The 18602-nt window shown below is 57.8% G+C and carries 15 protein-coding genes; 12 read left to right on the plus strand and 3 right to left on the minus strand.

Annotated elements, in window-relative coordinates:
* Positions 1-644 precede the first annotated feature (644 nt).
* The 9 genes from QWI18_RS00370 (at position 645) to QWI18_RS00410 (ending at position 9337) form a co-directional block, all read left to right on the plus strand.
* Entirely contained in the window at positions 645-1859 is a 1215-nt protein-coding gene (locus QWI18_RS00370) for a methyl-accepting chemotaxis protein (protein WP_369317878.1), read from the plus strand.
* A gap of 9 nt (positions 1860-1868) precedes the next feature.
* Positions 1869-2237, plus strand: a complete 369-nt coding sequence (locus QWI18_RS00375) for a response regulator (protein WP_065990830.1) — start codon at positions 1869-1871, stop codon at positions 2235-2237.
* Positions 2238-2260: 23 nt separating this feature from the next.
* Entirely contained in the window at positions 2261-2548 is a 288-nt protein-coding gene (locus tag QWI18_RS00380) for a lipid asymmetry maintenance protein MlaB (protein WP_065990831.1), read from the plus strand.
* 77 nt (positions 2549-2625) lie between these two features.
* A complete protein-coding gene (locus QWI18_RS00385; RefSeq protein WP_369317879.1) occupies positions 2626-4680 on the plus strand; it encodes a chemotaxis protein CheA in 2055 nt (684 codons plus the stop codon).
* A gap of 29 nt (positions 4681-4709) precedes the next feature.
* The gene (locus QWI18_RS00390; RefSeq protein ID WP_369317880.1) at positions 4710-6368 is read left to right on the plus strand and encodes a methyl-accepting chemotaxis protein; all 1659 of its coding nucleotides are present in this window, start codon (positions 4710-4712) and stop codon (positions 6366-6368) included.
* Between the two features lie 36 nt (positions 6369-6404).
* Entirely contained in the window at positions 6405-6944 is a 540-nt protein-coding gene (locus QWI18_RS00395) for a chemotaxis protein CheW (RefSeq protein ID WP_369317881.1), read from the plus strand.
* 11 nt (positions 6945-6955) lie between these two features.
* The gene (locus QWI18_RS00400) at positions 6956-7765 is read left to right on the plus strand and encodes a protein-glutamate O-methyltransferase CheR (protein ID WP_369317882.1); all 810 of its coding nucleotides are present in this window, start codon (positions 6956-6958) and stop codon (positions 7763-7765) included.
* Positions 7762-8295 (plus strand): chemoreceptor glutamine deamidase CheD, encoded by a 534-nt coding sequence (gene cheD / locus QWI18_RS00405; protein ID WP_369317883.1) that lies wholly within the window; start codon positions 7762-7764, stop codon positions 8293-8295. Before QWI18_RS00400 ends, cheD begins: the two co-directional genes overlap by 4 nt.
* Positions 8258-9337 (plus strand): chemotaxis response regulator protein-glutamate methylesterase, encoded by a 1080-nt coding sequence (locus QWI18_RS00410; RefSeq protein ID WP_369317884.1) that lies wholly within the window; start codon positions 8258-8260, stop codon positions 9335-9337. The genes cheD and QWI18_RS00410 overlap by 38 nt, the downstream gene beginning before the upstream one ends.
* A 41-nt stretch (positions 9338-9378) precedes the next feature.
* Here the strand turns inward: QWI18_RS00410 and QWI18_RS00415 are convergent, their stop codons facing one another.
* Positions 9379-10683, minus strand: a complete 1305-nt coding sequence (locus QWI18_RS00415) for a tyrosine-type recombinase/integrase (RefSeq protein ID WP_369317885.1) — start codon at positions 10681-10683, stop codon at positions 9379-9381.
* A 1337-nt stretch (positions 10684-12020) separates the two neighbouring features.
* Between QWI18_RS00415 and QWI18_RS00420 the strand changes: the two genes are divergently transcribed.
* Positions 12021-13214 (plus strand): hypothetical protein, encoded by a 1194-nt coding sequence (locus QWI18_RS00420; RefSeq protein WP_369317886.1) that lies wholly within the window; start codon positions 12021-12023, stop codon positions 13212-13214.
* A gap of 858 nt (positions 13215-14072) precedes the next feature.
* Here QWI18_RS00420 and QWI18_RS00425 read toward each other — a convergent pair.
* Complete coding sequence (locus QWI18_RS00425) at positions 14073-14345, minus strand: helix-turn-helix domain-containing protein (RefSeq protein ID WP_024671615.1); 273 nt, start codon at positions 14343-14345, stop codon at positions 14073-14075.
* A 1686-nt stretch (positions 14346-16031) separates the two neighbouring features.
* On the opposite strand from QWI18_RS00425, the gene QWI18_RS00430 reads away from it, so the two are divergent.
* A complete protein-coding gene (locus QWI18_RS00430) occupies positions 16032-16337 on the plus strand; it encodes a BPSL0761 family protein (protein WP_369317887.1) in 306 nt (101 codons plus the stop codon).
* Between the two features lie 465 nt (positions 16338-16802).
* The gene (locus tag QWI18_RS00435; RefSeq protein WP_369317888.1) at positions 16803-17174 is read left to right on the plus strand and encodes a hypothetical protein; all 372 of its coding nucleotides are present in this window, start codon (positions 16803-16805) and stop codon (positions 17172-17174) included.
* A 417-nt stretch (positions 17175-17591) separates the two neighbouring features.
* Here the strand turns inward: QWI18_RS00435 and QWI18_RS00440 are convergent, their stop codons facing one another.
* Positions 17592-18422 (minus strand): integrase, encoded by an 831-nt coding sequence (locus QWI18_RS00440; RefSeq protein ID WP_369317889.1) that lies wholly within the window; start codon positions 18420-18422, stop codon positions 17592-17594.
* Between the last annotated feature and the right edge of the window lie 180 nt (positions 18423-18602).

Genomic DNA, 18602 nt, shown 5'->3' on the forward strand with positions numbered 1-18602 from the left:
GAAGGCTCGCGTCAGTCCCCTTGCGCCCCCGACATGAGCTTGGGTGAATAGGGCGAATCGTTTCTCGCGCATCCTGTGGGCACCTTATGCAGTGGGGTTATTCGGAGAAAGTTAATCAGCCGTGATGGAGTAAGTGGTCAGCGATCTCATTGCTTTCGCGTCCAATCCCCATCGGATACCTGCTGTCACAACACTCTACGTCGGGGTATTGGCCTGAACCATACGGCTCTCCAGAATGCTTTTATGAACAAACTTCACCAATGCCGGAAAGTTGCAGGGCAGAGCGCGCCAGTTGCCCGGGGAAGCGCGTTTCAATCGCCAGACACTTATATAAGTCTTAATCAGGATGTTGACGATGGTCGATCTTCGCCCAGTCCTGATCCGATCATCCTGCCAATGCGTTAGCAGGGGGTTCGGACACTTTGCGCATCGTGCCGCAACAAAAAAGTTTACGATTTGGCACGTTGGAATGACTCTCAATCGGGTCATCGTGGCCGGCGGTTACAAGGAGCGCAGGCCTCTTCAGCGTCACGCGACAGTCATAAACCAGACGGAAGGCAGAGGGGGATGACTCAAGTTGTGACGCACTGGGCAGATAACCGTGATGTCAGTTACATACGCAAGTTTGTTCAAGGATCGAACCCATGACCCAGCGTCAATCCATTCGCATTGCCCCTCATCTTCATTCGCGTGTTCTCTGGTTCGCTTTGATTCCGGTCGTGCCTGCCGTTGCATGGATACTCGCCCAGTCAACCTCTCTCCCCAACCTCATCGCGTGCGCAGCGCTGGTTTTGATCGGCCTCGGCGCAGGTGCCTGGAGTGCTGCTTCCCAGCGTCACGTGGTGCTGCGAGCCACTGCCCGGGCTCAAGCGGATCAGTCGGCGGCAGACGCGGCGAACCACAGCGTTAACTCGCGGGAACAACTCGATGAGGTGCTGCTGGGCGCCATGCCGATCTGGGCCCGGCAGGTGGAGAGTTCACGGCATCAGACCGAAGAAGCGATTGTGAATCTGACCAATCGATTCATCGGGATTGCCGCGCGATTGCAGGAAACAGTTCAGGCGTCCCAGCGCGCTGCCGGCGAACTCGACGGGCAAACGGCGGACGGGGCGCTTGAAGTGCTGTCCCTCAGCGAAAGCGATTTGAGCCAGGTGATCAACTCGCTCAAGGCCGCTCAGACCAGCCGTGACCAGACCCTGGCCCAGGTGCGCGGCCTCACCGCTTATACCGGCGAACTGCGCACCATGGCCGCCGACGTAGCAGCCATTGCCGCGCAGACCAACCTGCTGGCGCTGAACGCGGCCATTGAAGCGGCCCGTGCAGGTGAAGCCGGTCGCGGCTTTGCCGTGGTGGCCGACGCGGTGCGCAGCCTGTCGAGCAAATCCAGTGAAACCGGCCAGCAGATGTCGGCCAAGGTCGACATCATCAATAACGGCATCACCCAATTGGTGCACGCCGCCTCCAGCAGCGCCGATCAGGACAGCCAATCGGTGGCCGCGTCAGAATACAGCATTCAAGTCGTGCTCGAACGCTTCCATAACATCACTGGCCGGCTGGCCGAATCCGCGGACCTGCTCAAGCAGGAAAGCCGCGGCATTGGTGATGAGATGACGGAGGTGCTGGTCGACCTGCAATTCCAGGACCGTGTGAGCCAGATCCTCAGCCATGTGCGAGACAACATGGAAGATTTGCATGGCCACCTACGGCAGGCAAACGAGGCCCCGGACCAGGCAACGTCCATCGACGCCCGCCAGTGGCTGGCGCGAATGGACGCTACCTACGCCACCGACGAGCAGCGGCGAACCCATCGTGGCGAGACGCCTGTGCAGCAGAACTCTCAAGACATCACCTTCTTTTAGGAGCTCATCATGGCGAAGAATGTATTAGTGGTCGACGACTCCAGCAGCGTGCGGCAAGTGGTAGGCATTGCCTTGAAAAGCGCCGGTTACGACGTGATCGAAGCGTGCGACGGCAAGGATGCACTGGGCAAGCTCACCGGGCAGAAAGTGCACCTGATCATCAGCGACGTGAACATGCCCAACATGGACGGCATCACCTTCGTCAAGGAGGTCAAGAAACTGGCCAGCTACAAGTTCACCCCGATCATCATGCTGACCACCGAGTCCCAGGAGTCGAAAAAGGCCGAGGGGCAGGCGGCGGGTGCCAAGGCGTGGGTGGTCAAGCCGTTCCAGCCCGCACAGATGCTGGCAGCGGTGTCGAAACTGATCCTGCCCTGAATCCTTGCGCGAGGGAGGCTGCGATGCCGATCACCATCGAAACACTCGACGACAGCACCTGCGTCAGCATTGACGGCGAGCTGACGATCTACACCGTTGCCGAGCTGGCGGGCGAGCTGTTGCCCCGGATGAGCGGCGCGCCACGCCTGATGCTGGACCTCTCGCAGGTCACCGAAATGGATGGCGCGGGGCTGCAGTTGCTCGCGGTCATCCAGCGTGAAGCCGACAGCGCTGGCACCGCGTTGAGCGTCACCGGCCAGAGCGTGGCGGTCACGCAGGCCCTTGAGCTGTGTCGCAAAGCGGCCTCATAACCCGTACCCGCCACGCCACTCCCAGCCACTCCCAGCCACGTTCATTGCACGTTCATTGATAGACAAGGAAGGTCCAGGTGAGCATCAATCTCGACCAGGCATTGCAGACATTCATCGTCGAGGCCCACGAACTGTTGCAGGTCATGGAGCAATCCCTCCTGCAACTGGAAACCGAGCCCGCCGACCAGGATGCCATCGGCGCGATTTTTCGTGCCGCCCACACCATCAAGGGGTCCGCCGGCCTGTTCGGCCTGAACCCGGTCGTCAGCTTCACGCACATTGTCGAGGACGTACTCGACCGACTGCGCGACGGCAGTGTGGCAGTCGACTCCCGGCTGATCGCGGTGCTGCTCAAGTGCGGCGACCATATGCTGGAGCTGATCAACGTCGTCGCCAGTCGTGGCGAGACGCTCCAGCCGGCAGCCCTGGAGCGTGAAGCGGCGTTGCGCGAGGCGTTGAGCACCTATCAGGCGTCGCACCATACCCCCGACACCGGCGCGCAACACACAGAAGCCGGCGCTGCTGACCGTGCAAACGCACCGGCCGAGGTGCTCTGGCATATCTCCCTGCGCTTCGGTGTGGACGTATTTCGCAATGGCATGGACCCGCTCTCGTTCCTGCGCTACCTGGAAACCCTGGGTCAGATAACCCAGGTCACGACCCTCACTGACAGCATTCCGGCACTGGACAGCTGGGACCCGGAAAGCTGCTACCTGGGTTTCGAGATCGAGCTGCGCTCGACGGCCAGCCATGCCACCCTCAATGAAGTCTTCGACTTCGTGCGCGACGACTGTGACGTGCACATCGATGCCATCGACGAAGCGTCCGACAGTGCTGTGTACATTGGCAGCGAGCTGGTGGCCCAGGCAGAGCAGGGGCCATTGACGGCGTCGGTGCAGCGGCTGCCGGCGGCCAGTGAGCCGAAAACCCGTGACGGCAATTACGTGCGCGTCAACGCGGACAAGCTTGACGAACTGATCAACCTGGTTGGCGAACTGGTGATAGCGAGCGCCGGCGCCAGCTTGTTGGCCCGTTCCTGCAACAACGACCCGCTGCAGGAAGCGACGTCGACGGTGTCGGGACTGGTGGAGGAGATCCTCGACGGCGCACTGCACCTGCGCATGATTCCCATCGGCGACACGTTTAACCGCTTCCGCCGCGTGGTGCGGGACATCAGCCAGGAGCTGGGCAAGGACATCGAGCTGACCATTAGCGGTGCAGAAACCGAACTGGACAAGACCGTCGTCGAGAAAATCGGCGACCCGTTGATGCACCTGCTGCGCAACGCCATGGACCACGGCATCGAAAGCGCCGATGCGCGGCGCGCTGCAGGCAAGGCGGGGAAGGGTCATCTGAGCCTCAACGCCTACCACGACTCGGGCAGCATCGTCATCGAAATCGCCGACGACGGCAACGGACTCAACCGCGAACGGATCCTGGAGAAGGCTCAAGAGCGCGGCCTGGTGGCGAGCGGTGCGGTGCTCTCCGATCAGGAGATCTACAACCTGATCTTCGAACCGGGTTTCTCTACCGCTGAGGCGGTGACCAACCTGTCGGGCCGTGGCGTCGGCATGGACGTGGTCAAGCGCAACATCACGCTGCTGCGCGGCACCGTTGATCTGGACAGTCGTCCGGGCCAGGGCACCGTGGTGCGCATTCGTTTGCCGCTGACCCTGGCGATCATCAACGGTTTTCTGGTCGGCATCGATGCCTCCACCTACGTGATTCCGCTGGACATGGTTCAGGAATGCATCGAACTGGACGAACACCAGCGACAGTCAAGCCGTGACAAGGGCTACCTGGACCTGCGTGGCGAGGTGTTGCCGCTGGTGGACCTGCGCGAGCATTTCAGCCACGAAGGCAGCGCCGGCCGACGCCAGAATGTGGTGGTGGTGCGCTATGCCGAGCACAAGGCCGGGCTGGTCGTCGACGACCTGCTGGGTGAGTTCCAGACCGTGATCAAACCGTTGGGCAAGTTGTTTGGCGCACTGCGCGGCATCAGCGGCTCCACCATATTGGGCAGTGGCGCGGTGGCCCTGATCCTCGACGTACCGGCATTGCTCAATCAAATCGTACAACTGGAAGCCCGCACGACCCAGGCGCCTTATTCGCCAACCGTCGTCGCCCGCTGACGTATTTGCAACACCCTGGAGGTTCCACGATGAAATGGTTCTACGATCTTAAAATTTCCACCAAGCTGATCAGCTCATTCCTGGTGGTTCTGGCCCTCACTGCGGCGATGGGCGTCTTCGCCATCCACCAGCTAGGAGCCGTGAACCAGGCTGCTCAGGACATCCGTGGCAACTGGATGCCCTCCATGCGCGCAGCGGCCGGCATGCGTTTTTTTGCCGCCAACTATCGCTTGAAAGAAAACCGCCACATCAGCACCGATGTCGCTGAAGAGAAGGCCCAGGCCGAGCGGGAAGCCACCGAGGCCCGCCAGCAGTTCGAAACCCGCATGGGCACCTATGAGAACTTGCTGTCGAACGACGAAGATCGTCAGCTTCTGGCAGCGGCGAAAAGCGCATGGGCTTCCTACCTGACCAGCAGCAATCAGGTGCTCGATCTCTCCCGGCAGAACCAAGAGGACCAGGCCCGCAGCCTGCTCAGGGGTGAGTCGAAGGTGCGTTTCGAAGACTTGACCAACCGCTTGCAGAAAATGGTCGAGCTCAACGACGCTGGCGCAACGGCGGCCGGTGACAAGGGATCGGCGCTGTACGAAAGCGCCCGCCTGGCGATCATCGCGGCGCTGGTCGCTGCCCTGTTGATCGGCCTGGGCCTGGCCGTGTTCATCGCGCGGATCATTTCGCGTCCGCTGAGACAAGCCGCCAGCGCCGCCGAGCAATTGGCCGAAGGCAACCTGAGTGCACCTATCGCACCGGGCACGAAAGATGAAACCGGCATGGTGCTCAACGCCATGCGCAACATGGTCGGCAAGCTGGGACACATCATCGGCGAGGTGCGCAACGCCGCTGACAACCTGGCCAGCGCCTCCGAGCAGGTCAGCGCCACCGCGCAATCGATGAGCCAGGCCACCAGTGAACAGGCCGCCAGCGTCGAGGAAACCAGTGCCTCGATCGAGCAGATGAGCGCCAGCATCAACCAGAACACCGAGAACGCCAAAGTCACCGATGGCATGGCCAGCAAAGCCGCCAAGGAAGCCACCGAGGGCGGCGACTCGGTCCAGCAAACCGTCGTGGCGATGAAGAAAATCGCCCAGCGCATCAGCATCATTGATGACATCGCTTACCAGACCAACCTGCTGGCCCTCAACGCCGCCATCGAGGCCGCTCGGGCCGGGGAGCATGGCAAGGGGTTCGCGGTGGTCGCAGCCGAAGTGCGCAAACTGGCCGAACGCAGCCAGGTCGCCGCCCAGGAAATCGGCGAGCTGTCTTCCAGCAGCGTGGACATGGCGGAGAAGGCCGGCAAGTTGCTCGGCGAAATGGTGCCGTCCATCAACAAGACCAGCGATCTGGTGCAGGAAATCAGCGCGGCATCCGAAGAGCAGGCCGCCGGCGTCGCGCAGATCAACACGGCGATGACCCAGCTCAACCAGGTGACCCAGCAGAATGCGTCGAGCAGCGAGGAGCTGGCCGCCACCGCCGAAGAAATGAGCAGCCAGGCCGAACAGCTGCAACAGGCCATGAGCTTCTTCGTGCTGGATTCAACGCCACGGCCCGCCACTCAAGGCAGCAGCGCGGACAACGCCGGCAGCAAGCCAGGCCATCAGCCGCCACGGGTGAAACCGCAGCCGCCGCGCAAAGCGTTCGCGTACAGCATGGCCAGTGCCCCGGACGAATCGGAATTCACCCGCTTCTGATCACACGCATCGATGCGGGACTACAGGGAGAACGACATGGGCGCAGTGACGACCACTCGGCAGACCGCAGTTGCGGTGGATGAGGACGCGCAGTACCTGACCTTCACGCTCGGCGGCGAAATGTTTGCCATCGGCATTCTGGGGATCAAGGAAATTATCGAATACGGCAGCCTGACCGTGGTGCCCATGATGCCCGCGTTTGTGCGCGGGGTGATCAACCTGCGCGGCGCGGTGGTGCCGGTGGTCGACCTCTCGGCGCGCTTTGGGCGGGCCAACTCGGCGATCACCCGGCGCTCCTGCGTCATCATCATTGAGGCGAGCACCGAGGAGGGGCAGGCGCAGGACATCGGTTTGCTGGTCGACACCGTGTCTGCGGTGCAAGAGATTCCGTCCTCACAGATCGAGCCGCCGCCCAGCTTCGGCGCGCGGATTCGGTCCGATTTCATCAGCGGCATGGCCAAGGTCGATGGCAAGTTCGTGATCGTGCTGGACGTGGACAACGTGCTGTCCATCGACGAGATGTCCAGCCTTGCCGAAGCCGGTCAAGCGCCGGCCCTTGATCTCGATCCGCGTTGAGGCCCGAACCTATGCCAGACAACGCGACCATCGATGATCGTGAGTTCGGTCAGTTCCAGAGCTGGCTGTACCGCGCGGCCGGCATCAACCTGTCACCCGCCAAGAAAGCGCTGGTGGCCGGGCGCCTGTTCAAGCGCCTCAAGCATTACGAGCTGCAGAGCTATGGCGAGTACTTCAAGCTGATCATGAAGGACGAGCGCAAGGGCGAGCTGCAGGTCGCCCTGGATTTGCTGACCACCAACGAGACCTATTTCTTTCGCGAGCCCAAGCACTTCGACTTCCTGCGTCAGCAGGTGCTGCCCAAGGCTGCGCCGGGCAAGGTGTTTCGGGTATGGAGCGCGGCCAGTTCCTCGGGCGAAGAACCCTACAGCCTGGCGATGACCCTGGCCGAGGGACTTGGAACCACGCCCTGGGAAGTCGTCGGCTCGGACATCAGTACCCAAGTGCTGGCCAAAGCGCGCAGCGGCCATTACGCCATGGGCCGTGCCGAGACCTTGCCTCAGCCGTTGCTGGTCAAGTACTGCCTCAAAGGCATCGGGCGCCAGGAGGGCACCTTTCTGATCGACAAGGCGTTGCGCAACCGCGTCAACTTCGTCCAGGTCAACCTCAACGAAGCGCTGCCCGCCCTGGGTGAGTTCCAGGTGATCTTCTTGCGCAATGTGATGATTTATTTCGATCAGCCGACCAAGACCCAGGTCGTCGCACGCATGCTGCCGCTGCTTAAACCGGGCGGCTACTTGATCATCAGTCACTCGGAAAGCCTCAACGGTGTAAACGACACCCTGAAGCTGGTGGCGCCGTCGATTTATCGCAAGCCATGAAAATGCCCGTCGGCGCGGCCGAAGTGGTGTTGTCCCCGGGACAGGTCAGTTTCGCGACGCGGCCGACGCGCTTGCGCACACTGCTCGGTTCCTGCGTGGCGATCACGTTCTGGCACCCGCAACAGCTGATCGGCGGCATGTGTCACTTCATGCTGCCAGGACGCCTGCGTCACGATCAGCCGCTGGACGGCCGATATGGCGATGAGGCAATGGAATTGCTGCTTCGACACGTCCTTATCAACGGGACTCAGGTGCAGGATTACCAGATCAAGCTGTTCGGCGGCGGCAGGATGTTTCCCGACCACCCGCGCGACCTGCGCACGGAGGACGTGGCCAGCCTGAATATTCGCGCGGCGCTGGCCTTGGCCGAGCGCTACCACCTGCACCTGACAGCTCAGGACATGGGCAGCACCGGTCACCGCACGATCATGTTCGACGTGTGGAACGGCAACGTCTGGGTTCGGCACCAACCAATGGGAACACTTCAACACGATGCCTACCAAAAAAATCAGCGTACTGCTGGTCGATGACTCGGCCGTGGTGCGTCAGGTGCTGATGGCCATTCTCAGCGACACGCCGGATATCCACGTCATGGGCGCCGCGTCCGACCCGATTTTCGCCATGGACAAGCTCGCCCGGGAATGGCCCGACGTGATCGTGCTGGACGTGGAAATGCCACGGATGGACGGGATCACCTTTCTCAAGAAAATCATGAGCGAGCGACCTACGCCGGTGGTGATCTGTTCCTCGCTGACCCAGAAAGGCGCCGAAACCTCCTTGCAGGCCCTGTCGGCAGGCGCTGTGGAAATCATCACCAAACCCACGACCGGATTGAAGAATTTCCTGCTCGAATCGGCGGCCGAGCTGGTGGCCGCGATACGCGCTGCCGCCAACTCCAACGTCAGGAACCTGGGAAAGCGCACCGCCAGCCCGGTTCCGGTAGCGCCGGCCGGCAAGCTCACTGCCGACGCCATCCTCCCGGCCGCCACTGGCCACGCCATGGCACAGACCACTGAACGCATCGTCGCGATCGGCACTTCCACGGGCGGAACCCAGGCGCTGGAAGCAGTGCTCAAGGCTTTGCCGAGGGTCTCCCCGGGCATTGTGATCGTGCAGCACATGCCTGAGAAGTTCACGGCCTCCTTTGCCGAACGGCTCAACAGCATCTGTGCGATCGAGGTCCGCGAAGCGCGTAACAACGACCGCATTCTCCCAGGTCTGGCCTTGATCGCCCCCGGTGGCAAGCATCTGATAGTCACGCGCAGTGGCGCCTATTATCACGCCCAGGTGATCGACGGGCCCCAGGTCAACCGGCATCGGCCGTCTGTGGATGTGCTGTTTCGTTCGGTGGCGAAGTTCGCCGGCAAGAACGCCACCGGCATCATCATGACCGGGATGGGCGACGACGGCGCGCGCGGCCTCAAGGAGATGCTCGACGCCGGCGCTGCCACGGTTGCCCAGGATGAGGCGAGCTGCGTGGTGTTCGGCATGCCCAAAGAGGCCATCAAGCTCAACGCTGCCCAGCGGATCATGCCGCTGGAGCATATTCATCAGGCGATCCTCAACGGTTAGCCTGGCCGCCGAGCTTCAGAATCTGAACGGGGAATGACCGATCACGATCGCTCTTTCATGGGCAAACGCTTGACCGAGTAAGCCCGTTTTTCATCCTCGGAGTTGTAGTAGACGTTCTGTGTCGTGCTGAGGCTGTTGTGACGCAGATCGACCTGCAGATCCTTCATGTCGCGGTGCGGCGCATCGAAGGTCGCCGAGGTGTGGCGCAGCCAGTGCAAGGACGCCGCGCGCAGGCGGCCGACGTCTTCATCCGGCCAGTGCTCGGCCTGCATGCGCTGCAGCGCGCGATCAAACACCTCCTGCAGCAACACGCGGATATGCCGGTCCGACAAACCGGCGCGACCGCGTTGGGTGGCAATCAGCGGCGTGCTTTCACGGAAGCCGGGCAGGGGGGACAGACCTTGGTGCAGTCGCCAGCGCTTGAGGTAGTTCTCGACGTAGTCGTCCCGCACGCTGATCTTGCCGGCTTTATTGCCTTTGCCCACCACGTGGTACCACCAGTTGCCGGCGCTGTCCTTGCGCAGATCGCCCATGGTCGGTTTCCAGTTGTCACGGCCCACCAGATCGGACACCCGCAGGTACATGGCAAAAATCGTCGCCACGATAAACAGCGTGCGCTCGAACCTGGCGTCCTCCGCGGCCATAAGCTCAGCGGTCTCCAGCACGAAATCCCACTGCAGCGAGGTCAGGATGCGCGTGTCCTGGTTATCGGTGTTGCGCTCTTTGTATTTGCTCTTTTGTTTTACCGCGCGAAACGGGTTCTGCTCGCAAAAACCCTCATCGATCGCGTGCTGAAAAAAGCTGCCGCACACCGCGAAGATCTGCGCGATAGAGCCTTGGGCCAGCCGGTACGTGTCCTGAAGGGCGGGACGGTTTTCTTCTTCAGCGCGCTTACGTTCTTCCTTGGCGACGGTCTGGCTGAATGGCCGCCAATCGGGGTTGAGCACGTAGGTGTCCGTCGCGGTTTTCTTGCGCGCACCCAGGCGAGTGAAGCGGGATTTCACCACCGGACCGACCCAGGCGGGGTCAGGCGCCAGGCAGAACTCCATGAAGCTTTCGGCCTGGGTGCGGCGCATGGCGAGGAGGGGCGTTCTGGATTTGAGCATCGTCCAGAGCAGCAGTCGTTCGACGTGGGTCCGGTAGGAATTGAACGTGGATTCGTTGCCGGCGTAAGACTTGAGAAAGCTGCGCACGGCGCGGTAGCCTTCGATGGCCTGGGTTTCTGCGGGGAACTGCTCGAGATAATCCCGGATCGCCGGAAGCTCTTCCTTTAAGGAGCTGAAATTAAGCTCGCCGAACTTCGCGTAGGTTTCGAACAGCGGATGGGGTGACGAGGGCGCGGGCATTTGAATTCGCTGACTGGGAATGCGGAAGATGGCGGCATAATCCAGCAGGATGGGTACAGATGCAATATCCGGGTCTGACAGTTATCGGATATTGCATTTGTGGGTTGGGGTGTGTTAGCGGGGTTGCCTGGAGCGACATGGCTCATTGGGGGCTGATTTACGCCGTCTTAGCGCAATCTGGTGGTGTATTCGTATGTTGATCGGTGGTTTTGCGCTTTTTGGGTGAGTTTTGGGCTCCAAGAGTGGTGATTTCGCGGGCTGATCAGGCGCTACTGCGGGTGCATTGCTGCTCTGCAGGCCTTGTTTTATGGGCTTTCGAGGCGGGTCAGGCGTTTGCGGACCTTAACAATCCCCGTTGGTGAGCTGGCTGATACGCAGTTTGGCTGACTGTCCACAAGGCTTGCACGGGTATCGGATCGGCACGGGTTAATCTGGGGGGCGAGTTCGAAGCTTGGCATTAAGCAGTCGCTGTTCACACTGCGGGTGGTCAGGCAGATGTCGGTGGACGGCGTCGTCATAGGTTTTGCGACGTCTTGGGCGCTGCGCCTGTGGTGCTTGATCGACGGCGCTTGTTGCTGGTGCCGGCCAGATGCTGACGTGCGCTCGGTGTGAAGCCTGAAAGCGATTGGTTTGCTGGATGTCTGTGTGATTGATCCGCTGAACGCTGCAGTGGGTTGGGCGCTGCGTTGGGGTTAAGCGGTGATCGCGATTGTTGAATCGTCGGGCTTGGGTGAACGGCAAGCTATCAGCCGTGGGTGGCGAGCGGTAACTGATGATGAGTGGTTAACGTCGAGGGCAAGCGTTGGTATCGGGATCAGACTGGGTGCCTTGGAACCTGGAGCAGGAAAAGGAGAATCGCCACGCTCGATTCTCTGACACCACGCCCAGCGGCGTAATGCCTTGTTACGCATAATGTATATTATGTTAAATTATGAAACACTTTACCTCATGCATCCGCCCAGCCGCTTATTGACAGCTGGCCTTTAACATCGGCCTCTGTGACTGTTAGCCATTAATGCTAACCCTGAACGTCAAAAAAAATACTTGCTATTCAATCGCTAACCGGCAATTTATGAGTATTCTCCAACACAGGCGCCCGTCAATTCCGCGAAACCTTATCAATACGTGGATAATCTCAGGGTATTCATAGATGCAAGGAGTAGAATGCCTAATGTCTGAAAGCGCCCTAATTTCAACACTTTAGAATGTTAGGTTCAATGTCATATAGGCTAATTCCGTCTGCAGCTAGTATCCATAAATGTTAGATCGAATGCGTCACCGGAGCTGGCATATCGGCCTTCATGAGCTATGGTCAGATATTTCATCCGAGAATCGTTATGACTGAACCTCGTCCCATGTTCTCTGATCAGGACGCCACAGCGCTTTTGTCGGACGTATATTTCACATTGCACCCTGAACTTGCCGATTACCTCGCGAGCTTCAGCGTTGAATTAGATCCCGTATTAATATTCGACTCGGCGAAAGATTTCCTCCAGGGCTATGTTAACTACGATCAAGCGGCAGACGTTAGTACCACTTTTTATTATTATCGGGGCGTTACTGAGCGATTATTGCTGTGGGCGTGGATCATCAATAAAACCCCCGTTTCTAAAGTTGGAATAGATGACTTTAAAAAATTCCTAAGATTCTGTGCTTCCCCACCAGAAAACTGGGTTGGTCGCAGCGCAATGCGCCGATTCAAAAGAAACAGTGAAGGCTACTACATCATCAATCGTAGGTGGCGCCCTTTTTCAAATGCTGTCGATAACCCAGTGGCAAAAGCCAAGGCGCTCAGGGGTATTCGATCAGTATGTACGCAATTTTTTCACTATTTGGAAAAGCGTCAACTCGCAATTATGAATCCTGCTAGGCATATCGAAGAATCTTTTATTGATAGTCTTACTGAACGAAGTGTTTCGCTTATTGGACGACTGGAGCGAATCCATTTGGATTGTTTATTAAAGGCGGCGGAGAAAATGTGTGAGCACGACGGCGCTCATGAACGGTCACTTTTTATTTTAGCTATGATTATATTCATGCTTGTTCCAGTGAGACTTATCTCAGGCAGCAAATCCTGGCGTCCAACATTAGGTGACTTTCAGGAGAACACCGTAGTAATCTACTCTGTCGTTGACGCAGGACGCGTTTTTCGTTTGCAAGCACCGGACGTTTTCTCACGCTATTTTGAGCGGTATTTAAGAACGAGAGCTATCGCGATTTCCGATCGAGCTTCACCAGACTTGGCTGTTTTCACTACTTTAGGAGGTCGCCCCGGCATAACGTCGAGACAGGTACGTAACGTGATTAAAGACATTAGTCAAGTAGCTGTAAGCATGATGACCCAGGATGGCTTTACGGAACAGGACATCGCGTTAGTCGCTGCTGCGAGGCTCGATACTATCCGCGCAGCAGCCATTATAGTTTCGCTTCAGGATTTTGGACTCGACAATACACGTAGTCGGCTTGGCTACGAGTCTTTAAATGCGCTCCAGAAGCGCTGCGCGTCGGCATCACAAAATCCGTTTAGGTAAATGAGCTAACAATTTTAGATTTATAGGCGTGCAGGCTAATTATGAAAGATCGAAATGCTGGATGTATAACATATGCTATGCCACGTTTGCTGAAGTGCACCCTCCTCCCTGATTGTCCTCGCTTGGCGTGATTTCTGCCTTTGAGGATTGGCGGAAATTCGAGAGCTTGCGCGCGCTCCCTTCGGCTGGAAGACTTGGGTCGCGAAGCGTCTTAGATATAGGTGATCTAAGCACCTTGAGCCCAAGTGCATCAGCACAGTCCGATCCTTGCATTCGAACTTTTTCACCGACGAAATCAGTATGTGCTGTGGCCTGGAACTCGCCACATAGGCGAGCTGCACAGCTTCTGACCCGCGATTTTGCAACCTGTCTTGCCGATGAAGACCGTTGAGGCGCGGGCTGTTGGAGCGAAACCACCACCGTGATTTTGCGAGCCATCAGGTTCACACTTCGCAGGGCGTCCAGCTCCTCACGTAGTTTTACAGGTACGAAGGGCTGATCGGGGAGCCGCCGGACGGGCAGCTTCGCACCGCGCACGCCGGCCGCCCAAGTCTGATCGGGGTTGCCAGCACCATTGGCGACTATGAGCTCCGGCTCTCATGGATGAATAACCGTCCGGCAGCCGTGTACTCCATCAGAATGGGGCAATACGGGGCAGCCCTGATGACCTCCTGCTCACGCTCGTTGGCTAGCCACTTTGCCAACGTCCACTGAGTACCCTTGAAGTCTTTAAGATTGTCCGTGCTGGCGCTGATGCATGCGACTTCCAGCAGCTCGATGCCTTGGGCTGCTATGTGGCTCCAATCCTCTGCCTCCCCTCTGTCATGACCCCACCGTGCCGCAACTCACTTAGAAGCCTCACGCCTTCATTTCTTCCTGCACCTGTCGGATCAGGGAGGCTAGATCAACGGTTGGGTCGAGGATCAGGAAAGTCTCGATCATCAGAGTGAGAGGATGAACGCCAGTGCGCTCGGCCAATGCTGCTGCTTTGTCAATGGTGACGTTTTTCAGCCCGCGCTCTAGCGTGCTGATATAGGTCCTACTGCTGATGTCGTGGAAATCCTCCTGCGTTAAGCCCCGACGAACCCGGGCATTTCGGAGCGCAATCCCGAACGCCTGCTTCACTTCCATGACCGTTCCTCGCAAAAGGAACGATAAAGCCTTTTTGCTCACTATAGGGCTACAATCTATAGTGTTCATTTCGGTAGAATTGCGGTGAGTCGACGCCAACCTGCAAGGGACATTCCTTGAAGCTGCCGCGGGCTTTTTTTCTATCCATCGCTAGCAGTGCAATTTCCAAAACCGAAGCCTTCTACCAGTCAGGGTGCCCTAATTGATTTTTGTTTATGACCCCGCTCAGCGTGAGGTACGGAATTGGACTCACGGCGAAATGGAAGGACTCTGCTTTGTTGCCACTATCATCTCCCTGCACACGGGGCAAACCAATCGTGCAGCCATACTCAACTGTGCTTACGAATTACAGTACTACCTAGCTGCAGTCACGGACGTAGAGGTGAGACATGTTCACATGATGTGCCCCCCGTCCGTCAGCGGTCGTACTCACTGGACTTTAGAGGAGTTGGAGAGCGTTACCCTCTTCAACGGCGTCTCTACTGACCAAAGCGCGGTCGTTTACCGAACCGCTTCGGCCAGTTACAAACTGGGTGACCTGGATCTTCGTCGGAAAAAGAAATCACGGGTGTTGTATTGCCCCAGGCACCTTCAACAACAGAGCTTTCAGCTATCAGAGAACTATTCGGCAACATCCGATACCCAGCTTTTTGGACCGTTAGGGAGACAGTAAAAGATAGGAGCCTCCACCAACCGCTGTACTTCGCATGTTCAGAGCTGCTGGCCGTTACAGGTCAGCCAAGATAGGTGAGCTTGCTAGACCGTCGTCATCACTGTTGGTGCAATGACTCCGACCTGAATGGGCTGCTCGGCTACCGCGTTGACTAGACGGCGCTGGCGGAATAACCGCATGGATACCAAACATGGGGTAGATGCGGCCTTAAAGAGCACTCGTTCGCTTCAGACTTCGCCAGGCGGTCGTATGCGATTCAAGCACGTATCTGCATCAAATTGGACCACAGCGCTTCCAGAGCGAGGAAAATTTCTCCACCCCACCAAGCCTGCCTCGCACTGCGGGTTAGGCAAATCAAGACGAGTTACTCGCTGTCTGCGTGGGAGATCGTCTCCAGAAGTGCATGATGCACCTAGTACTACAATGACTTTTGAAGCTCAAAAGGGGGGAGGATGAAGGGGCGACGAAAAGTAAGGACACTCAAGTGGAAAATGAAAGCCGATTTTGAAGAGCATGCTCAGGCCTTGCTTCGGAACAGATCTGATAAACAGAACAGGTTTCTGGACCGCGCCCTGGTAGACGGATGCGAACTAGAACCGGTTGGAAGGCTTGCTGGTTGACCCACGCATCCAGGATCACGCTTCAGTAAGAAAGACCATGGATCTTTTGACACTCACCAAGTCAATGGGTTTTTTAAACACGCTGCCGAGGACCGCTGATGGTGGGCGGTGTTGGCCATTTGTCGGTTTTGGTCGCATTCCTTTGGGCAAGGGTAACGGGTTCTGGATAGAAATCCGTTGCGTAGCATAAGGCTGGATTGCTTTCGTCCAAGCACTCACGCATGGAAGGGTCCTTAGCCTAAGTGACCGAGTAGCCTGTTCTCTGGGTGGTCGGTAGGGCACGTTGACCACTGTAGCTCAAGACACCATGGGTCAGCTCGAGAGAGCTAAACTAAAAACTCACCAGGCGTGAGCACCAAATTACGGCAGCACGATGACTCTGAGGGCCTAAACATGACCATGCCGATTGAACGTAGCCGGGCAGTGATCCAGGCGGGGGAGTTTCTGCTCGAGCTCTCTCGAGACTTATCGCTGCCAGAACGGGTACGCCGTGAAGCCAAATTTCTCCTGCGTCACTATCCATCTCAGTTTCAGGTGCTGCTGGCAGGACGGATTGAAGAAGCATCAGATACTGACGTGTCCCCGATGGGCCCAGTCTTCAGCTCCGCAATCGATAGCAGCTATCACACCCCGTTCGTTTGCGCCCCAGCCGATAAAGCTTCCAGACGATACGCTGAAACCGCGCCATCAAAGCCGTGACTGCCGCTCGTAGTGCGACATGCACGTGTGGCGAAGACTGGCAAATCTCTCAAGCATGTACTGGGAGCTTGTCGGGGAGTGGTTTATGCCCACAGGACTAGCCGCCCTATGCTCATACCCCCGCCTCCAACCGATGAGCCTAGCGACACTGCCGCTACCGACTCTTATCTAGGTTGACAGGGTTGTCGGGCGCAACCTTTTGGAGTGAAGATGGCCGAGTTTTACCAAAACGGCTCATGCCTCGGGTTGATGGGTGGCACCTTAGAACGATGCTTGGCACAGGCTGATGCGTCCTAAGTGAGTGGAACAAATCAAATCGGCAGCCCGATCTTCTCCAAGCTGCAGAAGAAATATTGGGAACTTGAACACGTTGCTGGCATACCTCTGGTCATCGCGATCGCCGACTTTCACGAAAACCAGTCGATGCTTTGGACGTCAACAGCCCTCATCAATTAGCTATACGGGGTGCATCACTATCATCACTATAATGAGTCGGGGAAGCTGGTAATCACTCCTCAGAAAATCGATAAACACGTCGTAGGCGAAAAAGAAATTCCGTTAGGGTTATTCTTCCAGCCTGGCGCCGAGAACATCAGTGCAGTCATGTTCTCCGTAAGCGGCACGGTCTCCAACTTCAACCGCATGGGCAAGCAAGCAGGTTTTGGGGAGGACAACGTAAAGCTCTTCAGGATGGGGGCTTACCACGACCACGACCCCGATGCTTCATTGCCAAAGATGTTCAGCTATGAGGTCAACGAGGACTGTACAGAAACGTGGGCCGAGGGCATGAGCATGTTTCATAACCCGAATGCCCTACACCCGGTGCCAGAAGAGTAGTTTCCGTCGATCGCTCACCACCGTTTCAAGGACGACCATATCGTGAGCCATCTTCTCGAGTTTCACATCTATTGCTCAGTGACCACGATCATGAATGTGGTGAGCGATGAAGAGTGGGCTCGCAGAAAGCAGGGGAAATAAATTCAAGCTCCAGGAGAATCAGCCCTGGGGACACTACAGAACCCGGGCCTGGCTCGGGCGCGACGCCTACCAAACCTGTCCTAATTGCACGCCGCCCGCGTGCTTGCCTGCTCTTGAGCGCCTAGCGCTTTGGCGAACGACTTTGCGCTCGGAGCACCTTAAGCCCCAAGGCGTCATCAAGGAGTCCGCGACTAGCCAGTCGATGTCCCTGCTCGTGCGCCCACTGCATTCCGACAACCCTCTGACGACCTTTCACTGATTCTTGGCAAGCAGCTTTCATGGCTTTTTCCCTTTTCGATTGTTGGGCGGCGCTTCCGGTGTTGGAACGTTCTTAAGTGCAGCAATGGGTTCGGTAGGCGATAAGGCTGGGTCAGCCCCATCGCTCTTAGAGCCTGTAAGCTGTGCCAGCAAGTCGACGATCTGCCTGCTTAGATCAGCTTCACGACCAGTCGCCATCGCGGCAGCAATGTTCAAACCCTTGACCTCTTCACGGAGCTCCAGCACTTGGCCTTGGTGATGCTCGATGATTGCGCCCGATTTCGCCTCGGAGAGTGTTAACGCCTGAACCTGAGCGGTAAGTGATTGCATCTGATCTCCTTGCGTGTGCAGCGCTTTAGCTTGCTGACGAGCCTCGCCGATGAGCCGCTCGTTGTCTCTGTTCAGCCGTGTCAGCTCATCCTGTTTGACCACCAGGCTCTCTCGAATCTGACGCAGCTCTCCCTGGCGGGCCTGGAGCTGGCTTTCATGTCGACGTTGGTCTTGCTCGCGCTGCTCCTTGATCGCCTCGCGGTAATGCTCCAAGGCGTTACGCGCATGCCCATGTTTTTCTTCTAAGGACTGGATCTGCTCATCTCTCTCCAGGATCCGGCGCTCAAGTTCTTCGCACGTCTGGCTCAATCGAGCGTTGCGACCCAGTTCCTGGCGCAGAGATGCTTCACTGATCTTCAGCTCAGCAGTTTGGACCTCCAGAGCAGAGTGCTGAGCCTCGAACTGGCGCCTGAGTGTGGTGAGCTCGGCCTCCAGCCGCTGATTACTTGCCTCCAAAGCTCGTATCTGTTCATCGAACTGGGCTTGGGCGGCAGATAATGTTTCGTTGCCCTCCTCCATAACCTGATCTACCAGGCTCTCAACACTTGCCTTGAGGGCGTTGCCAATGCGGTCGCGAAGCTCAATGGCTGGGCGCTCTGCCCCTGGCGATAAAACCTGCGTCGCCTCAGCCGTCGATTATTAGTGAAACGCCCATGCATCAAGATGACAGCTGAACCAATACAACTGATCGGGGGAGCT

The organism is Pseudomonas sp. W2Oct36 (assembly GCF_041060465.1).
Taxonomy (GTDB): domain Bacteria; phylum Pseudomonadota; class Gammaproteobacteria; order Pseudomonadales; family Pseudomonadaceae; genus Aquipseudomonas; species Aquipseudomonas graminis_B.